This window comes from Chitinophaga sp. 01L420, assembly GCF_056399985.1.
In genome coordinates this window covers 122003-147869 of the sequence record NZ_JBFTSK010000006.1, presented here as the reverse complement: position 1 = coordinate 147869, position 25867 = coordinate 122003, and the positions used below count along the sequence as shown (strand labels likewise).

Here is a 25867-nt window from a genome sequence, read left to right as displayed (position 1 = left end):
GATTCGTTTATTGTAGCGCAAAATTGGATCTCTTATGGTTAAATTAACGGTAATAACCTCTGAGAAAACAGTAACGTGATTGGAAAGCGATATTTAACCGTTCGGAGTTCGTACTTTTGCTATATGGATTACCTGCACGATACGTTTGCTATTGAGATCGCTGAATACCACGAGTGGAGCGAGAGGAACAGGAAAAACAACTTCTTTGAACTGGTATATATTCTTCGGGGAGAAGGTCTGCAAAGCGTAAATTACATCAAGCGGAAATATACGGAAAACGGTATCTTTCTGCTGCCGGCTGCCAAATGCCACATGTATATCATAGAAAAACCCACGCTGTTTTTGTTCATTCGTTTTACCGGAAGTTATTTTATGTCCGGGGGAAAAGACCAACTGGACTATAGTTCCTGGTTTAGCCGGCTCAACTTTATTTTAGGTAATCATGATCGGGATCCCGGAGAGATCATCAATGACCCGGAAGACAAAAGCCAGGTGAAAAGACTGCTCGATGTGGTACTGTTTGAATACGAGCGAAAAGATATTTGTTCCGCATTTATTATCCAGAACACATTGGTATCTATTCTCGGTATTTTGTCGCGTAATATCCAGAAAAAGGTATTGCAGGGGCGTACATTCAAAGACAGGAAGTTTATCGATTTATGGAATTTTATCTCCTTTAATATTTTAGATCCGGAGAAGATATCAGTACCTTATCTGGCTGCTAAATTTAATATTGCTGAGAGTTATTTCAGTGAATATTTTCAACGGAATGCTGCAGAACGATTTCAGGACTTTGTATTGAAATCACGTTTGCAAATTGCTGAATCCCGCGCTATTTATACGACTACTCCTTTAGCGGAAATCGCCTGGGAATTGGGATTTACGGATAGCAGTCATTTGAATAAGATGATGAAGAAATATTTTGGTAAAGGGATGAGGGAGATCAGAAAGGGGTTATAATTTATCTATCACATCTTTATATCCTCTTCCAATAGGTATGGATATGCCATTAAGCTCCACCATTTCTGCTGTGTAGGATTCTATTTTGTTGACAGAAACAATGAAAGACCGGTGTATGCGTTTGAAGATGGCCGTTGGCAGGATCTCTTCTATCTCACTGGTACTCATCTTGGAAATGTACTCATTCCTGGTGGTAACAATTTTAATGTATTCACGCTGGCTTTCAATATATAATATCTCTGAAAATAGGATCTTGACTTTCCGCTTTTGTATATTCACGAAGATAAAGTCCCTGTTCTCATTTGATCCTTTCTTTTGTTCTGTATTGACCTTATTTACTGCGGTTAGAAACCGTGCAAATTCAAATGGTTTCAGCAGGTAGTCCGTTACATTCAGGTTAAACCCTTCTACGGCATATTGATGATAGGCCGTGGTAACAATAACAGCAGGTGGATTGGCCAGTGTTTTCAGGAAATCCATGCCTTTTAGTTTAGGTAGATGGATATCCAGAAAGATAAGATCTACCTCGTTATGCAACAGAAATTCAGCAGCAAGGATAGCATCTTTAAATACTTTCTGCAATTCCAGGAATGGCACTTCGGAAATATAATCACTTAGTACTTTCACCGCCAGCGGCTCGTCTTCTATGATGATGCACTTTATTTTAGGCATGGCTTGCAAGGTTTATTTTTAAAGTAGCGGTGAATACAAAGTCACCTTGTTGTACGTCCAGTTGATAGTCGGTGTAAAGCAATTCCAGTTGCCGCCGCAGATTGGAAAGCCCTATATTTTCTTTTGCCTTGGTTTCACCGGAAGGGTCACCAGTAGAATTTTTTACTATAAAAAGTAGCTGCCTGTTTTTTACAGACAGATGAATATCTACAAACGGAAGATCTCTCGTTTCAGATACGCCGTGCTTGAAAGCGTTTTCAACCAGCGGAATCAACAGGAGAGGGGGCAACGACTGCTTCATATCCTCCAGGTCATAATTGAAGTTGACGCGCAGAGAATCATCGTAGCGTAGTTTCTCCAATGCGATGTAGTCATCGATGATTTTAAGATCCTGTTCAATAGCAATATAGGGGCCACTGGTTTCGTACAGCATGTAGCGGAGTATCTTCGACAAACGAAGAATGGATTCAGGCGCCAGATCAGACTTGTCTCTTGCCAGCGAATAGATATTATTCAGGGTGTTGAATAAAAAATGTGGATTGGTTTGAGACTTAAGATAGTTCAACTCCGCTTGTTGACTGGCAATACGTAATTGCTGTGCCGACTGTTTCAGCCGGATATAATTGTAGAGATGTCTGACGATACCAAAAAACAAAACCGATCCTATACTATAGCCTGTCAGGTCGCCGATTCTTTTTGCTATTGTGATAGGTTTGCCCAGCGTGGTGTGGATATGCAATGTTACACCAAGTGTCCGCCAGAGATAGAAACCCAGCGAGAAAATAAAGCAGTATAACAATACCCGAAAAAAAGAAGAGATAAACCTTTTCAGACTTAGCTTCGGCAAGGTGTATTCAAACAGGGAGTAATTTGCTACCGATAAATAGCTTACTAACCAGATTTCATTAAAAATTATCAGGGGAAAGTTGCCGGGATTTTCTATTGCATCACCAAGCAGGTTTAACAACAAAAAAGCGGGTATCAGCCACACGTACAACTCAAATAGCTTTATGTCAGATAGTTTTTTCATGTTGATGTTTGGTAGGATAAATGTCGGCAAATATTTTTCTTTCTCCTAATGCCCTCCGGTGATTGACGCCACTTTGCCGTTTGTTTACCATAACCCGTTGTTCGTTGACAGGTCACCATGCAAACAGGAGGGATTCGCTATCCTTGTATTGTCAACAACCAAACAACCTAATATTCAAACTCAATTTAAACAAAACATGAACAAGCTAATGCAGTTTGGCGAAATAGTAGATGGATATGATATCCCTGTCCTGAATGAGAGAGAAATCAGGGCCTCCGCAGGTATACTATTTCTGGCCACCTATACTTCCCTGATGTTTATCCTCTTTGCCGGCAATTTTATACTGGTAAAATATGTCATCTCCGGCTTCCTACTCGATTTACTGATACGGGTATTTATCAATCCGAAATTTTCTCCGGTATTAATCCTCGGGCGTTTGATCGTTCGTAACCAGGCGCCCGAATATGTGGGCGCACCGCAAAAAAGATTTGCCTGGAGCATTGGTATTGTCTTATCTGCCATCATGTTTTATTTCCTCGTAATTGTAAATGCATATAGCCCGATAACAGGGATCATTTGTCTCATTTGCCTGATATTCCTGTTCTTTGAGGCGGCTTTTGGTATTTGTCTGGGTTGTTTGTTCTATCCCCTTTTTTATAAGAATAAAGTACAGCATTGCCCGGGAGAAGTATGCGACATCAAATCCAGGCAGGACATTCAAAAGGTTTCACCGGTACAAGTGGTCATGCTGCTCTTATTTATCGCCTCCGTTTTCTTTGCCACCAGGTTGCTCCAAGAACCGTTTAGCAAGAAACCCCATGATTTGTTCAAATCTTCCACCACGGCTAAATCCAGATAAATATGCTACCGCTACCGATGCCGCGTGAAAGCGGATTAGAAGAATACTTTGCTGTTTACCGGAACAATATCATCGGCCATCAACAAACCTTTATCTCACCTTTTGGAGAAAAGAAAATCATTTATGCCGATTGGACCGCCAGTGGCAGGGCTTACGGGCCTATTGAAAAATATATGCAGCAGCACCTACTTCCTTTTGTTGGCAATACGCATACCGAGACGACAGTTACTGGTACCTACATGTCTAAGGCCTATGAAGAAGCGAAACGCATTGCGAAATCACATGTCAATGCCAGCGAAGCGGATGTATTACTTTTTTGCGGTAGCGGCATGACCAGTGCCGTCAACAAGTTGCAAAGAATATTAGGGCTGAGATTGCCAGAGCGTTTTACTGATTACCTTCATGCCCGTGAACTTCCGTCCTGCGATGAAGTACTGAAGCCGGTTGTTTTTGTAACGCATATGGAGCATCACAGTAATCACCTCAGTTGGTTGGAAACTATCGCCACCGTGGAGATCATCGGATGTGACGAAAATGGCAATGTTGATATCGCGCATTTCAGCGCTTTACTGGAGCACTTCAAACACCGGCCCAATAAGATAGCCGCGATAACGGGATGCTCCAACGTTACCGGGATCCAAACGCCTTATCACGATATTGCAAAACTCATTCATCAATATGGCGGGTTATGCTATGTAGACTTTGCTTGTTCTGCCGCTTACTGTAATATCAATATGCATCCGGAGAAGGACGATGCCCATTTGGATGCCATTTATTTTTCAGCGCATAAATTTTTAGGTGGACCAGGCACACCAGGGGTATTGATTTTTAATAAAAAATTATACAGAAATGCAGTGCCGGATCAGCCGGGAGGGGGTACCGTAAAGTATAGTAATCCCTGGAAGCAGCATGAATATGCCACGGATATTGAACAACGGGAAGATGGGGGAACGCCTCCGTTTTTACAGGGTATTAAAGCTGCCATGTGTATCCGGTTAAAAGAAGAGATGGGCGTAGCGAATATCCTACGGCGGGAAGAAGAACTGCTGACCATCATTTTTTCCAGGTTGTCAAAGATAAAGCGCGTAAATATACTGGAAGCCGAGGTAACAAAACGACTCGGTGTTGTTTCTTTCATTGTAACGGGAGTGCCTTATAATTTAGTCGTTAAACTACTGAACGATAGGTTTGGCATTCAAATGCGGGGAGGATGTTCCTGTGCCGGCACCTATGGACATATGCTGCTGAATGTGGATAAGCCGCAATCTTATGCTATACTGGATTCCATCCGATCGGGAGATTTATCGTGTAAACCGGGTTGGGTGCGCTTATCTATACATCCTACCATGACCAATGCAGAAATTACCTTCATCATGGATGCTATTGAAACAACGGTATTCAACATACCCGAGTGGGAGAACGATTATTACTGTGATCCTCACTCAAATGAATATTTCTTTAACGGGATAACAACAACGGAACAACCAGATGCCGTTGATTGGTTCGATGTTGGGAAATGGAGTAATTTATCTTGTGTCTGAATCTCCCGGGATGGGATTGGCCAGCTTTCAGGACTTTTAATTAACTTACCTGCTTTATGATGAAGACCTGGAAATGAAGGTATTCAACGGGGTATCATCGCTGTATTTTAACCTGATAGCAGCTGTTTATGCGTTTTCTTATTTTAATTTTATTATTTATCAGCACGGGGGTGTCCGCCCAGTTTGCTGACGTTGATCAATTTATCCGCTCCAAAGAGGGAACCAGGGTGTGGGAGAGAAATACAATGATATGGCGTTGTATAAAGGGGATGAAAGCAGATGCCAGCAATAAAGAAGCTGTTCAGATCTGCACTTGTCAGGCTGATTTAATTGACCGGCATTTTCCTATAAAGCGGATAAAGGAATATGACCGTTTGTATGCCGGTGAGGCATTGTCTAAACTGATTGAAGAAGATACCGCCTTGCAGGCAAGTATTGAGCAATGTTACAAAGATGTTTCACAAACCAACCTTTTCTTCTCCCCCGGTCAAATTATCGGCTATCGCGATTCTATGGCCGCCTATATTCGCGCCAATAAAAAGGAGCCGCTGGAAGAAAGCCGGATAAACAGCTACTGTGATTGTGCCGTAGCTATTATGGCAAAGCGGAAAATAAATACGCAAACCATTAAGGACATGAATGACCCCAATTCTATGTTGTATAATGAAATTGCTTATCGTTGTGGTGGGTATCCCTATAAAAAAATATCTCCCACCACCGGGTGGAAAATGTCCGATAGCCTCGATGTAACTGGTAACAAAAGGATCGATTCCATTGATGTTATCACCGTTAGTGGCATGACGAAGCTGAAAGTGAAAATAGGGCCGCTTGTAAACATATGGATGCTGGATTGCGGTGCTACCGATATGCTGGTATCAGATACGATGATCAATAAATTACTTCAGTTGAAATTGGTTTCCAGGAATGATTTCCTTGGACAACAAACATACACCCTTGCCAGTGGTAAAGATATTTTGTGTGACGTATACCGGATCAATAATGTCCAGGTGGGAAAGTTTACCGTTAATAATCTCGTCATCGGCGCCTCCAAAGAAGCTAATACCTTTCTGCTGGGGAAAACTTTACTCAATAAATTTCGACGCTGGTCTATTGACAACCAACGTGACCAACTGATTTTAGAGAAGTGATAGTCATGACAAAGCCCAGTATAATGCCTGTTTGAAGGCAGTAGAAGAGAGGGGGTTCAAAAGGAGACTACCATCGCCCGTTCCGGAATTTTGTACCCTGGTATAATAAAAGAGATGACAGAAGAAGATAAATATTTAATTGAGTTTAAAGAAAAGATCCTGACATATTACCCGGTTTCGGATAATGCTTTTGAACTGTTTAAAAGTATTATCAGCTTTCATCAGCTGGATAAAGGGGAGATACTCTTAAATATTGGGCAAGTTTCCAAACATCTTAACTTTATCTGCAAGGGGGCTGTGATCGCCTTCTTTACAGACAACGACGGAAAAACCTATAATAAAAATATCTTTTTAGAAAGACAGTTTGCAGGATCTACTGTTTCAGCACTTTTAAAAACGCCATCAGAATTCACCCTGCAGGCGATTGAAGACACCACCATTATCAGGATGAGTTATGCCTTATATAAAGAGGCGATCTACAAGAATGATGAACTTAAAAGTTTTTATATTACTTATCTCGAAAAGAACTGGATAATAGATAAAGAACAAAGAGAGATTTCTTTGGTAATGGAAAATGCTACTATAAGATATCAGAAATTGCTGGCAGAATATCCGAACATAGATAAAAGAATTCCGTTACAGCACATTGCATCGCATCTGGCAGTTACCCCCACGCAATTGAGCCGGATCCGAAAGGATTTAAAAAAATAGCCCCCTCTCAACATATGTAAAGAACAATGAAGATGCTTAGGGATAATTTTGCCCTATGAATCAACATTTTTTCTCTATAGTAGCTTTTGTTGGAGGCGTTTGTTTGGCTGTACAAGCCGGTTTTAATACACAATTAGGCATATTACTTAAGAAGCCAATTTTTGCCTCCATTTCACAATCCGTCAGTAGTTTTATATTCGCATCTGTTTTCCTGTTGCTTTTTTCAAAGGAACTCCCCAGCCTTCAAATTGCCAAACAAATCCCCTGGTATCTCTGGTTTATAGGCGGCTTGTTTAGTGTAACCGGCATCACGTTGTACTATTTCACTATACCTAAACTGGGAATTTCGAAAATGATTGCCTTAGGATTATGTGGACAACTTGTACTTTCCGCCGTTGCCGGGCATTTCGGTTGGCTGAACTTACCTGTTGAGCCCATTACATGGAAGAAAATCATCGGAATTGCAGCCATGATGACAGGAATAATTATCATTAATTCAAAGTGATCAACTACCCATTAAAATAAATCAATACCATGGATTTTATTAAGAACCTGGAATGGCGATATGCCACCAAAAGGTTTGACACAACCCGGAAAATTTCCARAGAAGAGCTGGATCTTTTAAAAAGAAGTATTCAATTAACGCCATCGCCATACGGACTACAGCTTTACAAGGTGATCATCATTGCGGGGCAGGAACTGAAAGAGATGTTGAAGCCGGTGTCCTGGCATCAGCACCAGATTACAGATTGTTCGCATCTTTTTGTATTCTGTAACTATGCAACAGTGAAGGATGAATACATTGATGAGTATATTCACACAAGATCAGGAATACTGCATATAGATAGCGAGCAATCAGCAACGAGAGGAGCATTCATGAAAGGGAAGATTGCAGAAAAAACGCCGGAGCAAAAGACGAATTGGTTGAAAAATCAGACTTACCTTGCTCTTGGCAATTTATTGGCAGCCTGCGCCGATTTAAAGATTGATGCCTGCCCGATGGAGGGATTTGAACCGGAACATTATAATCGCATATTAGGGTTAGAAGAAAGCGGTTTAAACGCCTGTGTGATTGCTGCAACCGGCTACAGAAGTGCCGAAGATCAAACGCGGCATCATCTGAAAGTAAGAAAGTCCACCGAATTACTATTTGAAGAAAGATAGGCACCATTTAAAATATATGGTTATGAACAAGCTCAATAAAGAAAATATCCAACCAGTCGTTTTTGAATTATACAACGATTATGCACACAATCGGTTAAGCAAAGAGGCATTTACAGAAAAGTTGTCTGCTTATGCAGTTGATGGATGGACTGTAGCCTCACTAATAGCTTTCTTAACGCCTGATTACAAAGATGCCATACAGGTTAGGCCAGATGATCCGGGAATTATTACAACATATATCAGCTATCCATCTCCCAAAGGAGGAGGCACCATAAAGGCGCTGTTGTGTATGCCCCGGGGAAATCAAAAGAAGCTACCTGGAATATTGGTGGTGCACGAAAACAGGGGCTTGAATCCACATATTGAAGATGTGGCGAGGCGTACCGCTCTGGCAGGATTTGTTGCCCTGGCGCCGGATGCATTGAGCCCTTTAGGCGGCTATCCCGGAAATGATGATGACGGGCGGGCCTTACACAATAAAAGGGAGCCGAAAGAAATGCTCGAAGACTTCATCGCAGCATTCAACTACCTGCAGCAATATGAGTATTGCAACGGTAAAGTGGGGGTAGTAGGATTTTGTTTCGGAGGATGGATTTCTAATATGATGGCAGCGAGAGTACCCGATTTGCTGGCTGCAGTTCCTTTTTATGGAGGTCAGGCTCCTTTGGAAGAAGTACCCAATATTAAGGCAGCACTTCAGTTACATTATGCTGAAACAGATGCAAGTATCAACAGCGGTTGGGAAGCTTATGAAGAAGCATTGACAGATAACAATAAGGAATATACCGTTTACCATTATCCGGGTACAAATCACGGCTTTCACAATGATACCACTCCTCGTTATGACAAGGAGGCAGCGGTGTTGGCATGGAGCCGTACTATTGATTTCTTTTCGGGAAAGTTGGTGTAAATAATATATATAGTTCTTTCCGGATCTCATAGTCGCTTAAATTTTTTAAGCGACTATGAGATTTTTGTTTTGATGTATGTTGCGTGTTATAACATGAATGGCAAGGAGATAGCTACAAAAGTATTTGGTGGATTCTCAGGAGATTCTCTTAAATTTGTTATAGAGAGCCTACAATAATCAGCGACCCCAATTGATATTTTATCACCCCAAAAAACACTCATATGGCTACATAGCAATTTAACGGAATACTGTCTCATGAAATAGGATGGAGAATGACGCTTAAATTGATTTAATTACAACCCCGAATAATAAATATTTCTCTCAAATAGCTGTACTGGTACTACATGAGACCTGTTCTCACCTCAAATCCTCTGTAATAACCTCATTACTCTCCCGCACCCATTCACACGGTGCACTAATCAATTTATTATGAAAGAAAACAAATTTGTTGTAGATCTTGGAGATCTCAAGCTTACTGACGAACAACGTCATAAGATCAATAGCGCTATTCAAAAAGCAGTGACTGGCGAACTCGCTGGAATTAGTGCTGGTAATGTGGCCCGTAATGTATTGATCCCTGTTAGTCACTGGCCTCATTCTCCCATTATCTGGGGCTTTATACTAAGGGATTTTGATAAAGTAATCATAAAGGATTCTATCAGGTTCGAATAACTGTTTTTATGAAAGATCAGGAGAAATTTTTATGCCCGTCATCGAGGTGTAAAACAGGATCTGAGCTGCTGGGGATGAGGCAGGAGGATGGTACCGTTGCCATTCTGCCTCAGACTTTGCCGGTCGATGAAACATTTATTCAGAAAGTAAATGAAAGCCAGGTTACAGCAGAGCAGGCATTCAGATTTACCAATAAATGTGTTGAAGGTGCCTGTTCGCAATGGACTGGTAGCAGTTGTGGGGTAATAGAAAAATTGGTTACCTACCTGGATAGTGTTCCCGCAAAGGAGGACTTGCCAGGTTGCCCCATCCGGAAAAATTGCAGATGGTTTCATCAACAAGGTAATGGCGCCTGTAAGATCTGCGTGTTTGTAATAACTGAAGTCACGGAACAAGACATGACGACGGTACAAGCATAGCGGGTATCCAGCAAAGACATGTAATAATGATTTGATCCGTCAGCAGACGGAATTACAGCAGCCGGAAACAGTTGTTCCGGCTGCTTATGTATTGTTACCCTTCTTTTTTCGTTCCTCATTCAATTATAAAATTTCTACTTCTTCCGGAATAACAAACAACATGGTACATCCAGTTTTCGTAGTGACGGAGTGTTTGAAATTCGGAGGAGTATATAGATAGTCTCCTTGTAAAAGTGTGGCCCCTTCCAATATTACGTCACCGCTTAGTACAAATATTTCTTCACCGGCAGGATGATTATGATAGGGGTATGTTGCTCCTGGTTCAAATTTCAGCAGGATAGTGGTGGAACGCTGCATTGTTTCGTCATAGCGGAGAGAAATAACAGATATGCCATGATAATGAATTCCTTTTTCAATTAATGGCTGCCACTCTTTTTGATTATTTCGTACGATGTAGTGATGAATGTCTGTGTTCATATTTGTTGTTTTATACGGTTAGTTGTTTAATAATTGATCAATGCTCCATTTGTAGGAGGGCATGGTGGCCAAAAGGAAGGCGCCCGCACAGAAAGCGAATACAGAGTAGTCCATCGGCTCTTTTATACCAAATGACCAGGTCATGGCCAGGGCAAATACGAATGAAAGCAGGGCGGCGCTATAGGCGGCATAATTTGTTTTAAAACCAACGAGTAACAACATTCCTAATGTGGTTTCCAAAACGGTGCTGCCTATCGCAATTGCCGGAATGATGCTTTTGGGCGCAAATGAATTTACCTGTGCTGTATAGTTTAAGAAATTGGTCCAGCCGGATGACTGGCTTCCCCATAAACTAAGGCGACTTGCTACGGCAGATAAAAAGCCTGATGCCAGTGCCAATCGTAACAGTAGGGTGGCTATGTCTGTAACTTTCATGTCCTGATTTTTTAAAATTGCAGATAATTAATCAGACACAAAGATGGCTTATAAAGCCCCCTTAAAGAATAGAGAATGTTGAGAAAAGCATGTAATATTTATGCTGTCAGCCTTTCTTTATATTGTTTGGGGGAGGATTTTGTTTGTTTCTTAAAGAAGTTGGAGAAATAGAAGGGGTCGTTAAAGCCAAGCTGATAAGCGACCTCTTTTACGGAGAGGTTGCCATAAGTAAGCAGTCTCTTGGCTTCAGAGGTCACCAGCCCATAGATCACATTTTGCGCTGTTTTTCCCGCATGTAGTTTGGCAAGCTCATTTAATTTTAGTTCGGTAGTGCCGAGCAATTCAGCAAACTGACTAAGCGGATAATTGTGCTCAAAATTATTCCTTACCGCTTCCAGGAATTTAAGGAATAATGCATCGGGTTTCCATATTTCATCTCCCCGGGCAACTTTAGCGCGGTTAATCGCCACCAATATCAGTTCTACCCTGCTATGGACGGAGATAAGGTATTGATATGGTGTATTAAGCAATTCCTCCTCAATCGATTTTAGCTGAGCTTCAATAACTGCTTTATCAACGGATATCACCTCGTTCATAGCGAAATGACAAAACAATCCGTTGTGGAAAATCAATTCAATGTCTTTATCATCTTTACAAAAGAAATCTAATGTAAATTCAAGTATGTAACCTTTCGCTTTTGGAGGCCTGATCAGGCTGTGAATTTGCCCGGAGGTGATCGTGATGACCTGTCCTGCAGCAAGATGAAATTCTCTTTCGTCAATAGTCATAGATAGTTTGCCTGAAATGCAGTAAACTAATACGTATTTCATAATGCGCCGTGGTTTGTCCAGGCCGGCAATATTTTCTACATCGTTTATTGTTATCATCTGTTACTATGGATATGAGACTGTTTAGAATTTGGGTTGACGATTTTGGTTGTTGCGACTATCGTATAGTTGTATATCCGGCTTCTTATGGGCCGACTTCAAATTTAATAATGTTCTTTTAGATTTTTGGAATTATTCTGAATTTTCGTTGCTCGATCATCGAGAATATAGTCTGTGATGTAGATGACTAATCAGTCATGGTTTGTGGTTTCTTAATTCGTCCAGTGCCAATGCGGCTATATCTCCTGTTATTTTCGTTGGCGAATTACAGTCACAATTGCTCATGCCTATTACATAAATATCCTCGCTGGGGATGTAGATGGCCATTGTTTTATATCCAAATATACTACCACCGTGTTCTCTGTCCGGTATATTTTTGATCTCCTTAATATGCCAGCCGTATCCGTAGCTGAACTCTTCTCCATTGTTTAATCTATATTTGGTAAATGCTTTTTTTGTCTCTTCGGCATTGAGCAACAGGTGTTGGTTTAAAGCATTCTGCCATTTCAACATATCGCCGGTGGTGGACATCAACGCGCCAGATGAAAAAGGAACACTAAAACTAATTATTGTTTTATTTACATATCCGTATTCTTTTTTATGGTATCCGTATGCTCTTTTTGGAATGATTTGTTTATCGCTGCAATAGTAAGATTGACTCATTCCAATTTTATCGAAAATATGCTTTTTGATAAAATCTTCATACGTTTCTCCGGAAACCAATTCTATAATGTATCCTAACAGTACGTAACCGGAATTACTATATGCAAATTTTTCGCCTGGTGCAAAATCAGTTGACTCATTTTTAAAAAAGTCGACCATCATTTTAGGACTCATGTCCTGCTGTGCAATCGTGGACAGCGTTTTCATTTTGGTAAAATCTTTAATACCTGAAGTATGCGTCAGCAAATGATGTATAGTTATTTTATTTCCTGAAGGATAATCTGCTATATATTTAGAAATGAGATCTTCTACATTTAATTTACCTTGTTCCTCTAACATCAGCACTGCGATAGCAGTAAACTGTTTTGTCATAGAACCTAATTGGAATACATGTTCAGGAGTTAAATTAACATCCAATTCCAGGTTTGCTTTCCCGAAAGCTTTCTGATAAATTGCTTTTCCATTTTGAGCGACCATAAATACGCCACCAGCGCCATTTTTATCGTTGAAGACAGTTAGGATCAAACTATCGATCTTAGCATCAAGACTTTGTGCAGAAACGATACTTAGTGGAGTGCAGATTATCAGTAATGATAACAGTTGGACATAGAACGGCTTTAATCTACTCATATTAGTATGGAAGGAGGTTTGTTAAATATTTCCTGGCCTGATGCCCGGGTATTCTTCAAAATTACATGATTGGGTCAGATCTCTGTAAAAATGTTACATAAGTATAAATATCCGGGACGAAAACTGCTACAGGAACATTTTTGTTGCGAAAAAAGTTCAAAGCGCGGTTCCTTGTTTAGCTGGAAATTTCGCAGATGATGCCCGCATTTTGAAAGCAACACTCATTCCGCAGACAGCGTCTGCGGAATGAGTGTTGAAAGAGCTGATACATTGCTGCTCCTTTGATATCCAGATGTTGAAAGCGTTTTTAATGCTTGACAAACTTATAAGTATGATTTATCTCTTCTGAACTGACTTTCAGGAAATACGTACCTGGTGTTAGTTCCGCAATATTAATAGCTGTTCCTGATGCCCGCTTCATACGTTGACCATTGTTATCATATACCTCGAGCGTAGCGATATTATTTAATCCACGAATATAGAGTTTGGTGCCAACTGGGTTAGGATACAGCGAGAAGCCTTTGGGCTGATTTGTGGTCTTCCCTTCTTTTTGGATTTTCGGATCTGTAATAACATTGATACGCGCATTATTCAGGCTGGATGATGGCTTGCCAAACAGTTCGATCTCCGCCAGTTGTAGAATTGTTCCACTGTTATTGGAGATGTTGAATCTATAGAATGTATACGCCGTGTTATTGTTAGTGTTGAAAACCCTGTTTTGAAAACGATAGGGGAAGTCTTCATTGGAACGGCTGTCAATAGTGTTCCAGGTGGTACCATTTGTGGATCCTTGTAATGTCCAGTTCATAGCATCCCGATCCGGTTCATCATTTGCTGACGTGATGGTATAACTTTTCACGACATAGCTGGAGGGCGCCTGATATTGTATCCAGGCAGAAGAATTAAATGTCAGGTATTTCGAGTTACGATTGTTGTCGGTCAGGTTTGTATATTCTTCACCTGTTGGAGAACCTGTTTGATATTGCGCACTCAGTATTCCTCCCTGCAGGTCTGTAATATCTACTCCCAGACTATTGTCAGTATTAACAGTGGGAAGGCCATTTTTTTCGCGCAGCAATTGAAAAAGATGATCTGGTCGCACCACAATATGATTGGAGTCGAGCGAATTCATGACGTTCTTAAAATTTGTGGGCTTCACATCCTGCCATGGTTGCGCTTGAATAATGATGAACCTTGGCGCTGCTCCATTCCATCCTGAAGAAGCGGATGCAATGGCATCTTTCATCGCTTGTTCCCCGGTGCAATAGTTGCAGGAAAGCGGCATCCCTGGGAGGACCTGATTATATATGCTGAGCGGGCCACCTGTATTCTGAGCTGTTAACCCAAGTAATGATGGCGCATATGTGGCAAAGCTCTCTCCAACATTTTGGTTGATACCACCTGTGATCGTGTTCCAGATGGTGACAACGCGGAACCCTGCTCGTTTGTTATAGTCTTCCGTTTTAGCAACAAATTGGTTTAATGTATTCTGATTGGGGAAATTATTGGGATATACATAACCGTATCCGGACGGCCCCGAAATCAGGTTGTCATTATTAGTGGCGGTTTGATGATAGAAGTTCAATGCTCCCGGCATCGCATCCAGCATCGCGGGAGACAAGGTCCATCCAATAGGTACTGAGCCACGATCCGGATTATTCCAAAGCTTGCGCATCAGGTGTTCAACAAATTGTAAGTTGTCTCCGTCACTTAATATAAATGCAACATAAATTTTATTTTTCAGGACTGGCTTTGGCGGTATCGGTTTAACAACAACCGTTCTGGGCATACCGCTATGAACCGTTAAATTGGTGGCATAATCACTCGCAATGGTAGCTATGCCGTAGCTGGATGCTCTTGTTACGCCAGAGCCTTCTTCCGGCCACCAGCCCATGAAGTTTGCTCCGGCCGGCATAGAAGATAGAAAGCTGTTTAGCAATTCACTTTCACCCGATACCCTCGGATCCAACCATATTACTGCGGCACCCAATGCAGTAGCGTATTCCCGTAATGAACCCTGGTGCGCTTCCGGGCTTAACCCGATCAACAACCGATGATCCAGTGTGGGCCAATAGGTGTTATACAACGTCTGGTACACCTGTAGATTACTGGTAAACTGGCCACGCAAATCAACCAATACAGGGAAATTATAGGGGGCAGCCGTTAAACGTGCTAATAAAGATGGAGAAGTAATGAGCGCCTTTTTGTTTTTTGCGAGCACGGTGGCCAGGTTCACAGTAGCTGTTTGTGCAGGATCATATACTATCAGTCCATCTATTTCGGTGCGGTATTTAGTGATCAGTTCCCACCTGTCTGTATGTTCTGTCCAGGTTAAACCTAAAGACTGCATCCAGGTATAAGGTCCTTCTGCAAAGGCATCGCCTTCATAGGAGAAGATACGTGGTTGTGTTTTGTTAACAACGCCTTTCAGCGAACTGAATAAATAAGTTTCGGCAGTGGCATTATCCTGCTGTACGCCCACCCAGTCCACTTTTATATAGGCTGCTCCCCGCCAGAATACCCGTAGCTCGATGTTGTGGTTGTCTGCCGGCATGGTGAAGGGTAATTTAATACTCGTGTAGTTAGATGCTATAGGAAATTGCTGGCGGGTAATTGTTTTAAATGCAAGGGTGGCACCGGTAGTAGCATCTCTGACATCGATATCTATTACAGAATCGTTATTGGCAGTGTTGTTATCAATTTTCATTCTAAATTCAGCAATATTAAATCCTGCCGTAACGGTGTTATCATAAGGTCCATAAATCATATGCTGATTTGCTGCATCGATTCCAACCTGGCAAAGCCAGCCATCGGTTTCCAGGCGCCCTGTCTTATGACTAAGGGAGGTGCCTTCTGCTTCCCAGCGCCAGGATCTTTGCTCTGGGAGAGAGGTACCATTACTGTAAAATAAATCCAGCTGACTGGCTGTTGCCGGAAATGAGGGTAACAATTGACCAGCAGGCCATGTTGTTTGAGCTGAAGAAGGTATTATCATCAGCACAAATAAAAGAAGGAACAATGCTGTACGGATTAACGGGTATTTGTGGGTCATAGTCATTAGAATTTGGTTCATGGAATATGATGGGTTTCAATAGTCGCGATCTGTTACGCCTGCGGTTTATCAAAGTATCTGAAATATAGGTAAGCCCGCCTGTTGCTGTTAACAGGGCATCTGTGTAGTACACACATAAAATAGGGTAATTAAATTACATTTTTCGAATTTTTATGATTGGCGGTTTTCATCAAATCATTGCAGGAGGTGACACTGAAATTATTTTATGAAGAAGTGGGAAGGGTAGGATTGGAAGGTATAAAGCCGCCGCTCATGTATCTATGGTTCGCCCAAAAATTAAGCGGAATAACCTCATAGAGATTATTCCGCTACTAAAAAATGTATAGTGACTATTTTCGTGTATTCACCGGGTTGGGCCTGGCTTCACCGCCACCAGGCAAGTTCACGAAGTAAGGTGTTCCATATCCGTTTCCCGGGCGGAAAAAATCCGTGGATATGATCTGTGCCCCGCTTTCAAAAGCTGCGTTAGCCCTGGTATGATCATTCACTTTCGCTTCATAGGTTTCGATGTCGGAGCGGGTTCTGACCAGGAATCCTTGTTGTATCGCCTGCTGTATTTCTTTCTGACGCACAATGGCGTTGTCCTGTAGTAAGAAGGCTGCATAGGTATCCTGTGGGAGCGATTGCATGAACATCACCCTGCCTTCCAGGTTAGGTCTGTTTTTAGCGTAGTCGGATACCAGGTTCATTCCCGCCATAGAAGGCAGCAACAGGAAAATGAATTTTCCTCTGGCAGTTTTTACGGTAGGCCAGTTTTGAGCTAAGACAGCTTCGCGCAACGTTGGAAATTTTCCGTGTACGTCATCAGGTGTGATCAGCTTGTCTTTACCCAGTTGAGAAATAATTTCCTGATCCAGCGCATCAAAGGCTTTTTCATCAAAAGGCAACACCTGTGCGGAACCGGGGAATAAAGGAATACCTTTGTCTTTGGCTTCTATCATTACATAAATCGGGAAATGGTCGGGATGAGCATCTGACCAGGAGCGCATAGCGGCCAGTGCATCTTTGAAGGTGGTATAATGGGTACGGAAATCAATATCGGCCATGTGTAACACTTTGAAGCCTGGCTTGTCCAGATCTTTTGTATCAAAAGGTGCCAGCTGCGTAATACCTTTCTTCCGCAGCTCACGATATGCAGCGGGGTCGTTAAACCGGTTGCCGGTAGGGTCGTTATACACATCTATCTCGAGGCTCCGTACACCTGCATCCAGTTGCACATCAAATGGAGGATGGTTGTAATGTAGGCCTTCACTCATTTTGACCGTGTTGGGATGAAACTCCTGAAAGGCCGCCAGTTGTTCCTTCGGCATGCTTTTCATATATGTTTGTCCCATTTTTTCAAAGATAGGATCAATATAGGCCAGCACGGCGGAATCCACGGGTCGGGCATAACTGTTGTGCGTACCCAGTATCTGTACCTGGTTTATTTTAAGCGTATCCAGTTGTAAAGATTGTGCGTCACAAATGGTAGTTGCGCAGGCCATCAGCATTGTTCCCAATACCCTGGTAATAGTTGTCTGCATTGTTGATTGTTTTTTTAGTTAGAAAATTTTAACGCTCACGCCTATTTGTCCGCGAATGGAATACCATTCAGCTTGTTCTACCCGGTCAAAGGTGCCGTGATAATAGCGTACCGGTGTATTGGTGATATTATTTAATTCGAGGAATGTCCTGATTTTGGGCGTGATGGCATAAGAAGCAGAAAAATCGACCGTGAAATTCTCCGCATACCAACGATAATGGTCGGGGCCTGCAGATTGACGGATCACGTCGAGGTACTTGCCTTTATAGTTGCCGGCGATGCGGGCCATGAACTTACTGTATTCGTACTGCAGTGATAGGTTGAAGATATGTTTGGCCTGCTTGGGGATTACGCTGTTGTCTTCCATCTTCTTGTTGTCGACAAATCGGGGGATTTTCACTTTTGAATCGGTGTAGGTATAGTTGGCATCTATTCCAAATCCTTTCCAGAAGCCCGGTAACCCGGTAAATCTTTTTACAAAACCGGCCTCAAAGCCTGCCAGCCAGGCGCCTTGCAGGTTATCCGGTTCACTCACGGCGTATTGTACGCCGCCGATCGTTTCAGACCACTGATTGGTATAAACCAGGTCGGTTAGTTTTTTATAAAAAGCACCTGCGTTGACCATGCCTATGCCACCGAAATAATGTTCGGCCATGAGGTCGAAGTTATTGGCAAACGTAGGTTTCAGACCTGCGTTACCCCTAACGATTACCTTGTTGGCATCGTCCTGGGTGGTAGCGGGATTCAGGTTGTTGAAATCTGCACGGGCGAAGGTGCGCGTATAGGCTAGCCGAACAATGTCATTTTCAGTCACATTATATTTCACATGCAGCATTGGCAGGAAGGCATTGTAGCTGTTGTCCTGTGTGAGTGTGGTTACCTGCTTGCCACTGGCATTAGAGACTACTTTGCTGCCGTTGAAGGTTACTTTATTGTATTCATTTCGAATGCCGCCTGTGAGCATCAGTTTCTCCGACATCTTATATTCTCCCATCACGTATAGCGCATATACTTTTTCCACACCCGTGAAGTACTTGGTGGCGCCTGATGCGTTGGTAGCGGAATCTACCTGGAACGGATACAGGTGATGCTGACTGATGCCTTCCGGCGTGACCAGTGATTTCAACTGGTTCAGGGCCATCTGATCGATGATTACATTATTGTATGGTGAACCGATTTCAGACAGGAAGCCACCATTGTAAGGGAATCGCTCTGTACCCAGGCTGTTCATTGTGGGGGCTGCTCCCTGAATGCCGGCTACATATACGTTGTAGGGCGATTGCACCACCTTGTCTTTATGAATGAACTTACCTCCTAACTTCAGGGTCAGGGGCCCGGCAGGCGTATATTTTAAATTGAAGCTGAAACGTTTGTTCTGTTCCCAGTTGGTACTGCGCACCATAATCACCTGCGAAAGTTTCATGGCATCGGCGCTGATAGGGGTCGTGGAGGATACATGTGGCAGTACTGCATCTATCACATCACCTTTTCCATCGGGAGCATCCATGGCCAGGTATTTTTTTCCATCAGTAGCCAGGCCATCGTAAGTGACAGCCTGCTGAAAGATGGCCATAGGATAATAATCAGGATCTTTAAACCTAAACTTTGACTTGTCCATACTGGCCGCCCAATCGAGACTCAGTTTACCGGAGAAAACATTTTGTCCGCTTAATTCGCCGGAAGAAAGGTCAGTAAAGTAATTAGATGCCCTGTCGGTAATCGTTGCATTTTTGGCGTTGAAATAGAAGTAGGTTTCCCGTACGTTCTGCCCATCGAGAAAGGCGCTGTAGATACCTTTGAACTGTATTTTATGACGGTCGTTGAATTTGTATTCCAGACCAGCGTTCAGCCCTGTGGTTTTGCGGTGTGCGATATAGTCTCTCAGCTGGAGATCTGTGATGGAATACGACTGTTTAGCATTGGGATTGGAAAAATCATAGTTCATGTTATAACGGTCCTGGGCTGACGTACGATCCCAGATAACGCCGGAAACCACGAACCCCAGTTTGCCTTTCAACAGCCGGTCGCCGTATACAATAGAGGCATTGTAGGAACCTTTGCGGGCCTGGTCGCCATATCCGCCGGCGGCATTGATCCGCAATATCTTCGACAGCGGTGCTGCTTTGGTGATGAAATTGATGGAACCACCAATGGCATCCCCTTCTATATCCGGCGTGAGGGCTTTGGACAGCTGCACATATTCTATCAGTTCCGAAGGGAAAATATCCATTTGTATGCGACGGTCGGTGTAATCGAGACTGGCAGTGGGCAGGCGGTTGCCGTTTAGCAGGGTGGCGCTCCATTGGATAGGCGTACCACGTACAGACACATACCTTCCTTCTCCCTGGTCCCTTTCGATAGAAACACCCTGGATACGTTGCACTGCTTCTGCGGCGTTACGATCGGGGAGTTTGCCGATAGCATCGGCAGCCAGCACCTCCATAATACCCGGGGCATTCTTTTTAATGCTGATGGCCCGAATCTGCGAACCGGCGGAAGCACCTTTCACTACTACTTCTCCGAGTACACCGTTGGCAGGCTCCATCAGGATAGTTCCCAATTGATTTAATCCCGGCTTGACATCTATTTCCACCGTTTTAACTGCAAATCCTACATAGTTGATTTTAAGCGTCACCTTCCCGGTTTTTCGGAGAGTGATATTAAATACCCCAGAGAGATCTGTTTGTGTTCCGGTGCCATCAATGACGATAGTAGCAGAGGGTAAGGGTCCCTCTTTGGATAAAATGCTCCCCCTGATTTGTTGTGCCGTACAGAAAACAGGCAGGAACAAAAACATTAATAAAAGTCGGCTGCTCATGGGCAAAAAGAATTTTCCGCAAAGTTGAACCGACGGCTGGAGGAAGTCGTCCTTGTAGATAAATCCGCACGACTTTATAGATCAATGAAAACAAAGAAGGTTGTTATTTATTAATAATCAATAGATTATGCAATGTTAGCTTATTGTTAAGCCAATTAAGTCAGGACACTTTTGACCATCCCTTCCTGCATTATTACCACCACATTTTTACTTTTCAAATAGGCAGAAGGGGTATTGCCTGTTACTTTTTTGAAGTATTGGTTAAAAGAAGATTTGGAATGAAACCCTGCTTCAAAAGCCAGTGATAAGATATTGGGTGCATCTTTTTGTTGCCTGTGCTCATCAATCAGTTTGATCACTTCCCGGATCCTATATTCGTTGATGAACTGATAAAAGGACTGGCCAACGTATTGATTGAGGGCTTCTGAAAGATGATGCCGGGAAACGTCCATGGTTGCGGCGAGCTTATCCAGCGTGAGTTCCGGGTCTTTATACACTGCTTTTTCATGCATCCATTGTTTGAGCTGCCTGGCAATGGTGGCTTGTTGTGCTTCCGTCAACAAAGATTTTCGGGATAGCTGTGGAATGTCAGGTGCTGTTTCCTTTTCCACAGTTTCCCCGGCGAAGGCAATAGCAGGGGCTATCTCAGGGGGAGTATAGTCTAACATTGGTAATGATGTTCCTRTATCCGTCAAAAATAAAATCCTTACCCTCCCAATAGCCAGACATATACTCAACAGTGATATATAAGTAAATATTCTCCCCCACAGATGCGTGTCGGCAATGAACCGGGACGTGGCAGGCAAATGGTTATTGAGCACCATTACCAGCATCCATACTGTGGTAGACATAAACACCGCTGCCATAAAGCGGACCAGCCATATTTCCGATTGCCAGAAGGACGGGATAAAACGGGATTCCCACAGGGCCAAAGCGCCATATAGCGGAAAAGAGATCATTGCAATATATCCTACCACCTGGTTATAATAAATGATCATTGCGGGTGTAGTACCGTCATGTAGGATAATGTAGCCTGCAATCGTAAAATAAACTACAGCACCTGCCATTGCCGGCAGGAAGTGATAATAATTTTTCCGTCCCGTCTGCAGATGCCGGCCGGAAAGTTGCCTGGCATACATCCACAGCAGCGGTGCATATATTAGTGTGATAAAAGTGTAGAACTGCTTATGTATTTCCGCGTTGGGGAAAAGTGTATGTAGTGCGAAGCCACTTCCCAGATGCACAAACACCAATATTAAAAACCAGCTTAATATATTATCCGAAGGCTTTTTTTTATGGTCGATGATGAATATACTGAATACGACCAATGCCTGGAAAGCTCCCAGTAAAATAATATACTTCATGACACCCCGTTTATATGATGATTTTCAGGCGTGAAGCTACATAACCATTATTAAGAAATTATTACCAGTGTCTTTGGAAAAATACCTGGTCGGGGAGGGCTTTATATAATGCCTATTGTTACAACAGCCAATGTGCCCAGTGATTCCCCATTGTCCCCATTAATATTATTGATCTCCAGTGATATGGGCATGCCATACATTTCCCGTAACTGGGTAATGCGCTGCCGGATATTTTCCAGGGCAAACGACTGATGAGAAGTAAGCATGCTTTCCTTTTGGTGGTTGATGCCAACACCATTATCTGCTACTTCAATAAACAGGGTGTCCTCTTTTTCATATATGCTTATCCGAACCATATTTTCGGCAGACTGCCTGGGAAGCAGTCCATGCCTGATCGCGTTTTCCACCAGGGGCTGTATTAGCAGGGGAGGTACTGTAATGATATCGGTGTCTACTTCCTCGTCCACATCAATGGTATAATTCAGTAAGTTTTTAAAGCGCAGTTTTTCCAGCCGGAGATAATTATGAAGGAGGGTGATCTCTTTTGAGACCGGGATCAGTTCTCTGCTCACGTTATGCATATTCTGGCGGATCAGGTTGGAGAAGATCTGCAGATATTCATTCGCCGGACGTTTGTCATCATTGTTGATCAACCCCTGTATATTATTCAGGCTGTTGAATATGAAGTGTGGATTCATTAGCGCATTCAACGCTTTATACTCGGATTTCATGAACCGGATCTTTGCGGCGTGTGCGAGTTCCCTTTTGCGGACTATATATTTCGTAGCATAACGGAATATAAGCAGCAATAATCCAATGGCACCTATTCCCAATGGCAGCAGGAACCAGGGCGTTGTCCAGAAAGGACTGGTAACGGTGAGTAGCAATGATACCGGAATGCTGTAATTGCCGGATGCACTGCGGCATCTGATCCTGATCACATGTTCACCATATCCGGGGCTAACCAGGTTGATCTCTGTACCTTTTATAGGTTGCCAGTTATCTTCCCCGCTTTTTGAAATGCTGTATTCGTAGTATATGAGCGGACTACCAAAAGAAAGCGCAGAGAAGGCAACGGAGATATTATCTGCATCCCGGTAGGGTATTATAAAATTGTCTGTGGTAATGTGGTGTACCTGTCCGTGGATTTTAATGTGTGTAAAAAAAATCCTTTGCACGGTGTTATTATTTAAGAGGAGCTTAACCGGTATGGCGGTGATTTTTCCTTCTTTAAAAAAATAACAGGTAATGGAATCAGAAGAGATATAGGATACTTGTTGCGGTATAAAGATGTTTTCTACGGTAGTAAGTGTATTTTTATTTTCCCCGAAACTAAGCACGCTGTATTGGTTATTGCTGCTCAGCAATACGTGGTCTTTATCCAGTCCGTACATCCTATTCCAGATACAGGGCTGTTCAGGAAGGGTGTCTATCCTGAGATTGTCATAAATATTACTGCAAACGATTAATTTGTTGTTATGGGTAATGCCGGTAAGATGATCACCGAATATATAAAATCTTTTGAAGGAGATATGATTAAAAGCAGGTAAGGTGAGGATCTTCACTTGATCCGTCATCAGGTGCATGGTGTCGTTGGTATTGTACCAGATACGGTCATGCAGGTCCTTTGCCATTCCGTATATCCGTTGTTTTCCGCTGATGGCTGTCGGGCTTTCAAATATAGTGGTATGGCTGGTTTTAACGGCCTTCCTGTTGATGCGGATAATTCGGTTGCCCGACTGAAGTGCATAAAAATATCTGGAAGTTTCCGCCATTACTTTGAATCCGGCTCCTGCATTGAGCAGGTCAGGGCTATGTGAAGGCTGTATTGCATTTCTTCTGATGTTGGGCACCGGTGCATGGAGGTGTTGTAATATCAGGTGGTCGTTATTATAAAAGTTGTGATATTCTCCATCTGCATAAATAAATCCTGCTTCATCCTGTATGGCATATTTTTTTGGATGGTACCTTTTGTAATGCAGTATACAGGTCGTTTTTCCTTTGTAAAACCGGTAGAGATTATTTTCGCTGTTGGTGTAAAACAGTGTGCCATTATCGGTAAATGCAAATTTTATTTTACCGGGATAATCGACCTGGTGGGCATCGCTGCGGATGATATCTTTTCCGATAAGATAAATGCCTTCATTCAGGGTGGTGAGCCAGTAATTGCCGGTGATATCCTGCGTAATACCACTGAACTTACCACTGGAAAGAACGGGAGCATGGTGATTGATAAACAGGCCCTTGTCAGTGGTGGTAATAAATACATTGCTGTCTGATTGGTGACAGTGGGTGATGTTGTTTCTATTGATCTCTCCCGGTTTAAATGAAAATACGGGTTGTCCGCTGCTGGTAACGATGGTGTGATTGCTTAGCAAGGTATATAATCCTTCCGGCTCCTGTAGCACTTTGAGGGGACCGGGAATACCGGTGGGAGTAATTTTTAGTATTTGTCTGCTGGTGTCCATAAGGATAGTACGCTTGTTGGTATATAGTTCGTAAGTACCACGGGGCAGCATTTGCAGGTTAATAACATATTCGCCGGGACTTTTATCCCAGTCAGGGAATTGGTATACGCTGCAGGTGTCATCCCTGATATTGATAAATTCATTGTTGGCCGAACGAAGAATAGTAATGGAGCTGTCTTTTTCTGTCCTGATGATGTTGACGGGGGCAGATGTTATCTTCAGCCGCAGGAAGGGAGTATTGGCCGGAGTATGAAACACCCCGTCTTTGTAATAGCACAGCAGGCCATTAAAGGTTTGTATCCAGAGGCGTTGGTGATGATCCTCCAGGATGTAGAAAATTTCATTGTCGGGTGCGCCGTTGAAAGTGGTAAAGGTTTCAAACCTGATACCATTGTACATAACGAGGCCTTTGTCTGTTCCGAACCACAGCAGTCCTTTACTGTCCCTGTAGCTACAGTATACAATATTGGATGGCAATCCGTTTTCAGTAGTATAATGTACTACGGGCAGTTCCTGGGCTGCACATAACAGGGAGATGCCTGACAACAGCCATATTACAATGGTTATATGCAGGCGTTTACACATCCGGGAAGTTATTGTTCTTTAAATAGAAGAGCAGTCCTTTGTAACGTCTTCGACCTACCGGCAGCCGGTACCTGTTATCCAGGAGTATCATGGGGTTTTCTTCCTTCAGTATTTTCCTGATGTGTCTGCAGTTAACGAGATATGATTTATGTATACGATAGAATAGTGTATCGGGCAGCAGTGATTCATACTCTGAAATGGAATGACTCATCACAATGCTTTTTGGAACACTATTATGCTGAAAAAATACTTTGGAATAATTGCCATTAGCCTCTATATAAAGCAGGTCTTTGAAATCTACTATTTCGATCTGCAGGTGATTCCTGAGTGTGATCTGATTAGGTTTTGCTTTGTTGGGCGCCTGTGTCTGCCAGTCATGGGCCATCTTCCTGTAGTGACATTTCTCCTTCAGTTTCTCTACAGCGTTGGTGAGTTCTTTTGTGTCAATAGGTTTGAGGATGTAATCCACCGCATTAAGCCTGAATGCTTTTACGGCATATTCATCATAAGCACTTACAAATATGACCTCGAAATTCAATGGCTTTAACCGTTCCAGAAAGTGGAATGCATCTTCTCCGGGCATTTCGATGTCAAGGAAAACAGCGTCCGGTTGATGTGTTCTGATCAGCCTTTCCGCTTCCTGCGTATTGTATGCCATACCTTTTATAGCAATACGTGCATCTATATAAGTGAGTAACAAATGACGGAGGTTCCTGCACGCATCTTGTTCATCATCAACAATAATGATGTTGATGTCCTTTTCAGGTATATCATGTATCGGGCTAAACATGGGCTGGAAGTTAAAAAAGAACAGTGGTGGTAATTACAATAAGGGTAAGCACCGGGTTAAGTTTGCTCG

Annotated in this window: 22 protein-coding genes; 10 read left to right on the top strand and 12 right to left on the bottom strand. The window is 42.7% G+C overall.

Annotated features, from left to right (window positions below):
* The first annotated feature begins 123 nt into the window (after positions 1-123).
* A complete protein-coding gene (locus tag AC1DP6_RS08060) occupies positions 124-960 on the top strand; it encodes an AraC family transcriptional regulator (protein ID WP_477054367.1) in 837 nt (278 codons plus the stop codon).
* On the opposite strand, the gene AC1DP6_RS08055 is transcribed toward AC1DP6_RS08060, so the two are convergent.
* On the bottom strand, positions 955-1632 hold the full coding sequence (locus tag AC1DP6_RS08055; RefSeq protein WP_477054366.1) for a LytR/AlgR family response regulator transcription factor: 678 nt from the start codon (positions 1630-1632) through the stop codon (positions 955-957). The genes AC1DP6_RS08060 and AC1DP6_RS08055 overlap by 6 nt on opposite strands.
* Positions 1625-2662 (bottom strand): sensor histidine kinase, encoded by a 1038-nt coding sequence (locus tag AC1DP6_RS08050; protein ID WP_477054365.1) that lies wholly within the window; start codon positions 2660-2662, stop codon positions 1625-1627. Before AC1DP6_RS08050 ends, AC1DP6_RS08055 begins: the two co-directional genes overlap by 8 nt.
* A 196-nt stretch (positions 2663-2858) precedes the next feature.
* On the opposite strand from AC1DP6_RS08050, the gene AC1DP6_RS08045 reads away from it, so the two are divergent.
* From AC1DP6_RS08045 to AC1DP6_RS08005, 9 genes are all read left to right on the top strand, one after another.
* Complete coding sequence (locus AC1DP6_RS08045; protein ID WP_477054364.1) at positions 2859-3521, top strand: DUF4395 domain-containing protein; 663 nt, start codon at positions 2859-2861, stop codon at positions 3519-3521.
* 2 nt (positions 3522-3523) lie between these two features.
* Positions 3524-5062, top strand: coding sequence for an aminotransferase class V-fold PLP-dependent enzyme (locus AC1DP6_RS08040; RefSeq protein WP_477054363.1), 1539 nt, complete (start codon positions 3524-3526; stop codon positions 5060-5062).
* Positions 5063-5190: 128 nt separating this feature from the next.
* Positions 5191-6210 carry a retroviral-like aspartic protease family protein gene (locus AC1DP6_RS08035; protein WP_477054362.1) on the top strand — a complete coding sequence of 340 codons (1020 nt, stop codon included), beginning with the start codon at positions 5191-5193 and terminating at the stop codon, positions 6208-6210.
* A gap of 114 nt (positions 6211-6324) precedes the next feature.
* Positions 6325-6921, top strand: a complete 597-nt coding sequence (locus AC1DP6_RS08030) for a Crp/Fnr family transcriptional regulator (protein ID WP_477054361.1) — start codon at positions 6325-6327, stop codon at positions 6919-6921.
* A gap of 55 nt (positions 6922-6976) precedes the next feature.
* Complete coding sequence (locus tag AC1DP6_RS08025) at positions 6977-7426, top strand: DMT family transporter (protein ID WP_477054360.1); 450 nt, start codon at positions 6977-6979, stop codon at positions 7424-7426.
* Positions 7427-7455: 29 nt separating this feature from the next.
* Positions 7456-8085, top strand: a complete 630-nt coding sequence (locus AC1DP6_RS08020) for an NAD(P)H-dependent oxidoreductase (RefSeq protein ID WP_477054359.1) — start codon at positions 7456-7458, stop codon at positions 8083-8085.
* A gap of 22 nt (positions 8086-8107) precedes the next feature.
* Positions 8108-8995: a dienelactone hydrolase family protein gene (locus AC1DP6_RS08015; protein WP_477054358.1), complete on the top strand. Its 888-nt coding sequence runs from the start codon at positions 8108-8110 to the stop codon at positions 8993-8995.
* A gap of 429 nt (positions 8996-9424) precedes the next feature.
* Positions 9425-9667: a hypothetical protein gene (locus AC1DP6_RS08010; RefSeq protein WP_441573843.1), complete on the top strand. Its 243-nt coding sequence runs from the start codon at positions 9425-9427 to the stop codon at positions 9665-9667.
* Between the two features lie 8 nt (positions 9668-9675).
* A complete protein-coding gene (locus AC1DP6_RS08005) occupies positions 9676-10086 on the top strand; it encodes a hypothetical protein (RefSeq protein WP_477054357.1) in 411 nt (136 codons plus the stop codon).
* A gap of 123 nt (positions 10087-10209) precedes the next feature.
* Here the strand turns inward: AC1DP6_RS08005 and AC1DP6_RS08000 are convergent, their stop codons facing one another.
* The 10 genes from AC1DP6_RS08000 to AC1DP6_RS07955 all read right to left on the bottom strand — a co-directional run bounded on the left by AC1DP6_RS08000 (position 10210) and on the right by AC1DP6_RS07955 (position 25798).
* The gene (locus AC1DP6_RS08000) at positions 10210-10563 is read right to left on the bottom strand and encodes a cupin domain-containing protein (protein ID WP_477054356.1); all 354 of its coding nucleotides are present in this window, start codon (positions 10561-10563) and stop codon (positions 10210-10212) included.
* Between the two features lie 18 nt (positions 10564-10581).
* Entirely contained in the window at positions 10582-10998 is a 417-nt protein-coding gene (locus AC1DP6_RS07995; protein ID WP_477054355.1) for a TQO small subunit DoxD, read from the bottom strand.
* 98 nt (positions 10999-11096) lie between these two features.
* Positions 11097-11828 (bottom strand): helix-turn-helix domain-containing protein, encoded by a 732-nt coding sequence (locus AC1DP6_RS07990; protein ID WP_477054354.1) that lies wholly within the window; start codon positions 11826-11828, stop codon positions 11097-11099.
* Between the two features lie 252 nt (positions 11829-12080).
* On the bottom strand, positions 12081-13178 hold the full coding sequence (locus tag AC1DP6_RS07985) for a serine hydrolase domain-containing protein (RefSeq protein ID WP_477054353.1): 1098 nt from the start codon (positions 13176-13178) through the stop codon (positions 12081-12083).
* A 307-nt stretch (positions 13179-13485) separates the two neighbouring features.
* The gene (locus AC1DP6_RS07980) at positions 13486-16230 is read right to left on the bottom strand and encodes a T9SS type A sorting domain-containing protein (RefSeq protein ID WP_477054352.1); all 2745 of its coding nucleotides are present in this window, start codon (positions 16228-16230) and stop codon (positions 13486-13488) included.
* 350 nt (positions 16231-16580) lie between these two features.
* On the bottom strand, positions 16581-17774 hold the full coding sequence (locus tag AC1DP6_RS07975) for a Ca2+-dependent phosphoinositide-specific phospholipase C (RefSeq protein ID WP_477054351.1): 1194 nt from the start codon (positions 17772-17774) through the stop codon (positions 16581-16583).
* An 18-nt stretch (positions 17775-17792) separates the two neighbouring features.
* Entirely contained in the window at positions 17793-20591 is a 2799-nt protein-coding gene (locus AC1DP6_RS07970) for a TonB-dependent receptor (RefSeq protein WP_477054350.1), read from the bottom strand.
* 155 nt (positions 20592-20746) lie between these two features.
* A complete protein-coding gene (locus AC1DP6_RS07965; RefSeq protein WP_477054349.1) occupies positions 20747-21955 on the bottom strand; it encodes a helix-turn-helix domain-containing protein in 1209 nt (402 codons plus the stop codon).
* Between the two features lie 101 nt (positions 21956-22056).
* Complete coding sequence (locus AC1DP6_RS07960) at positions 22057-25008, bottom strand: sensor histidine kinase (RefSeq protein WP_477054348.1); 2952 nt, start codon at positions 25006-25008, stop codon at positions 22057-22059.
* The gene (locus AC1DP6_RS07955) at positions 25001-25798 is read right to left on the bottom strand and encodes a LytR/AlgR family response regulator transcription factor (protein ID WP_477054347.1); all 798 of its coding nucleotides are present in this window, start codon (positions 25796-25798) and stop codon (positions 25001-25003) included. Before AC1DP6_RS07955 ends, AC1DP6_RS07960 begins: the two co-directional genes overlap by 8 nt.
* Between the last annotated feature and the right edge of the window lie 69 nt (positions 25799-25867).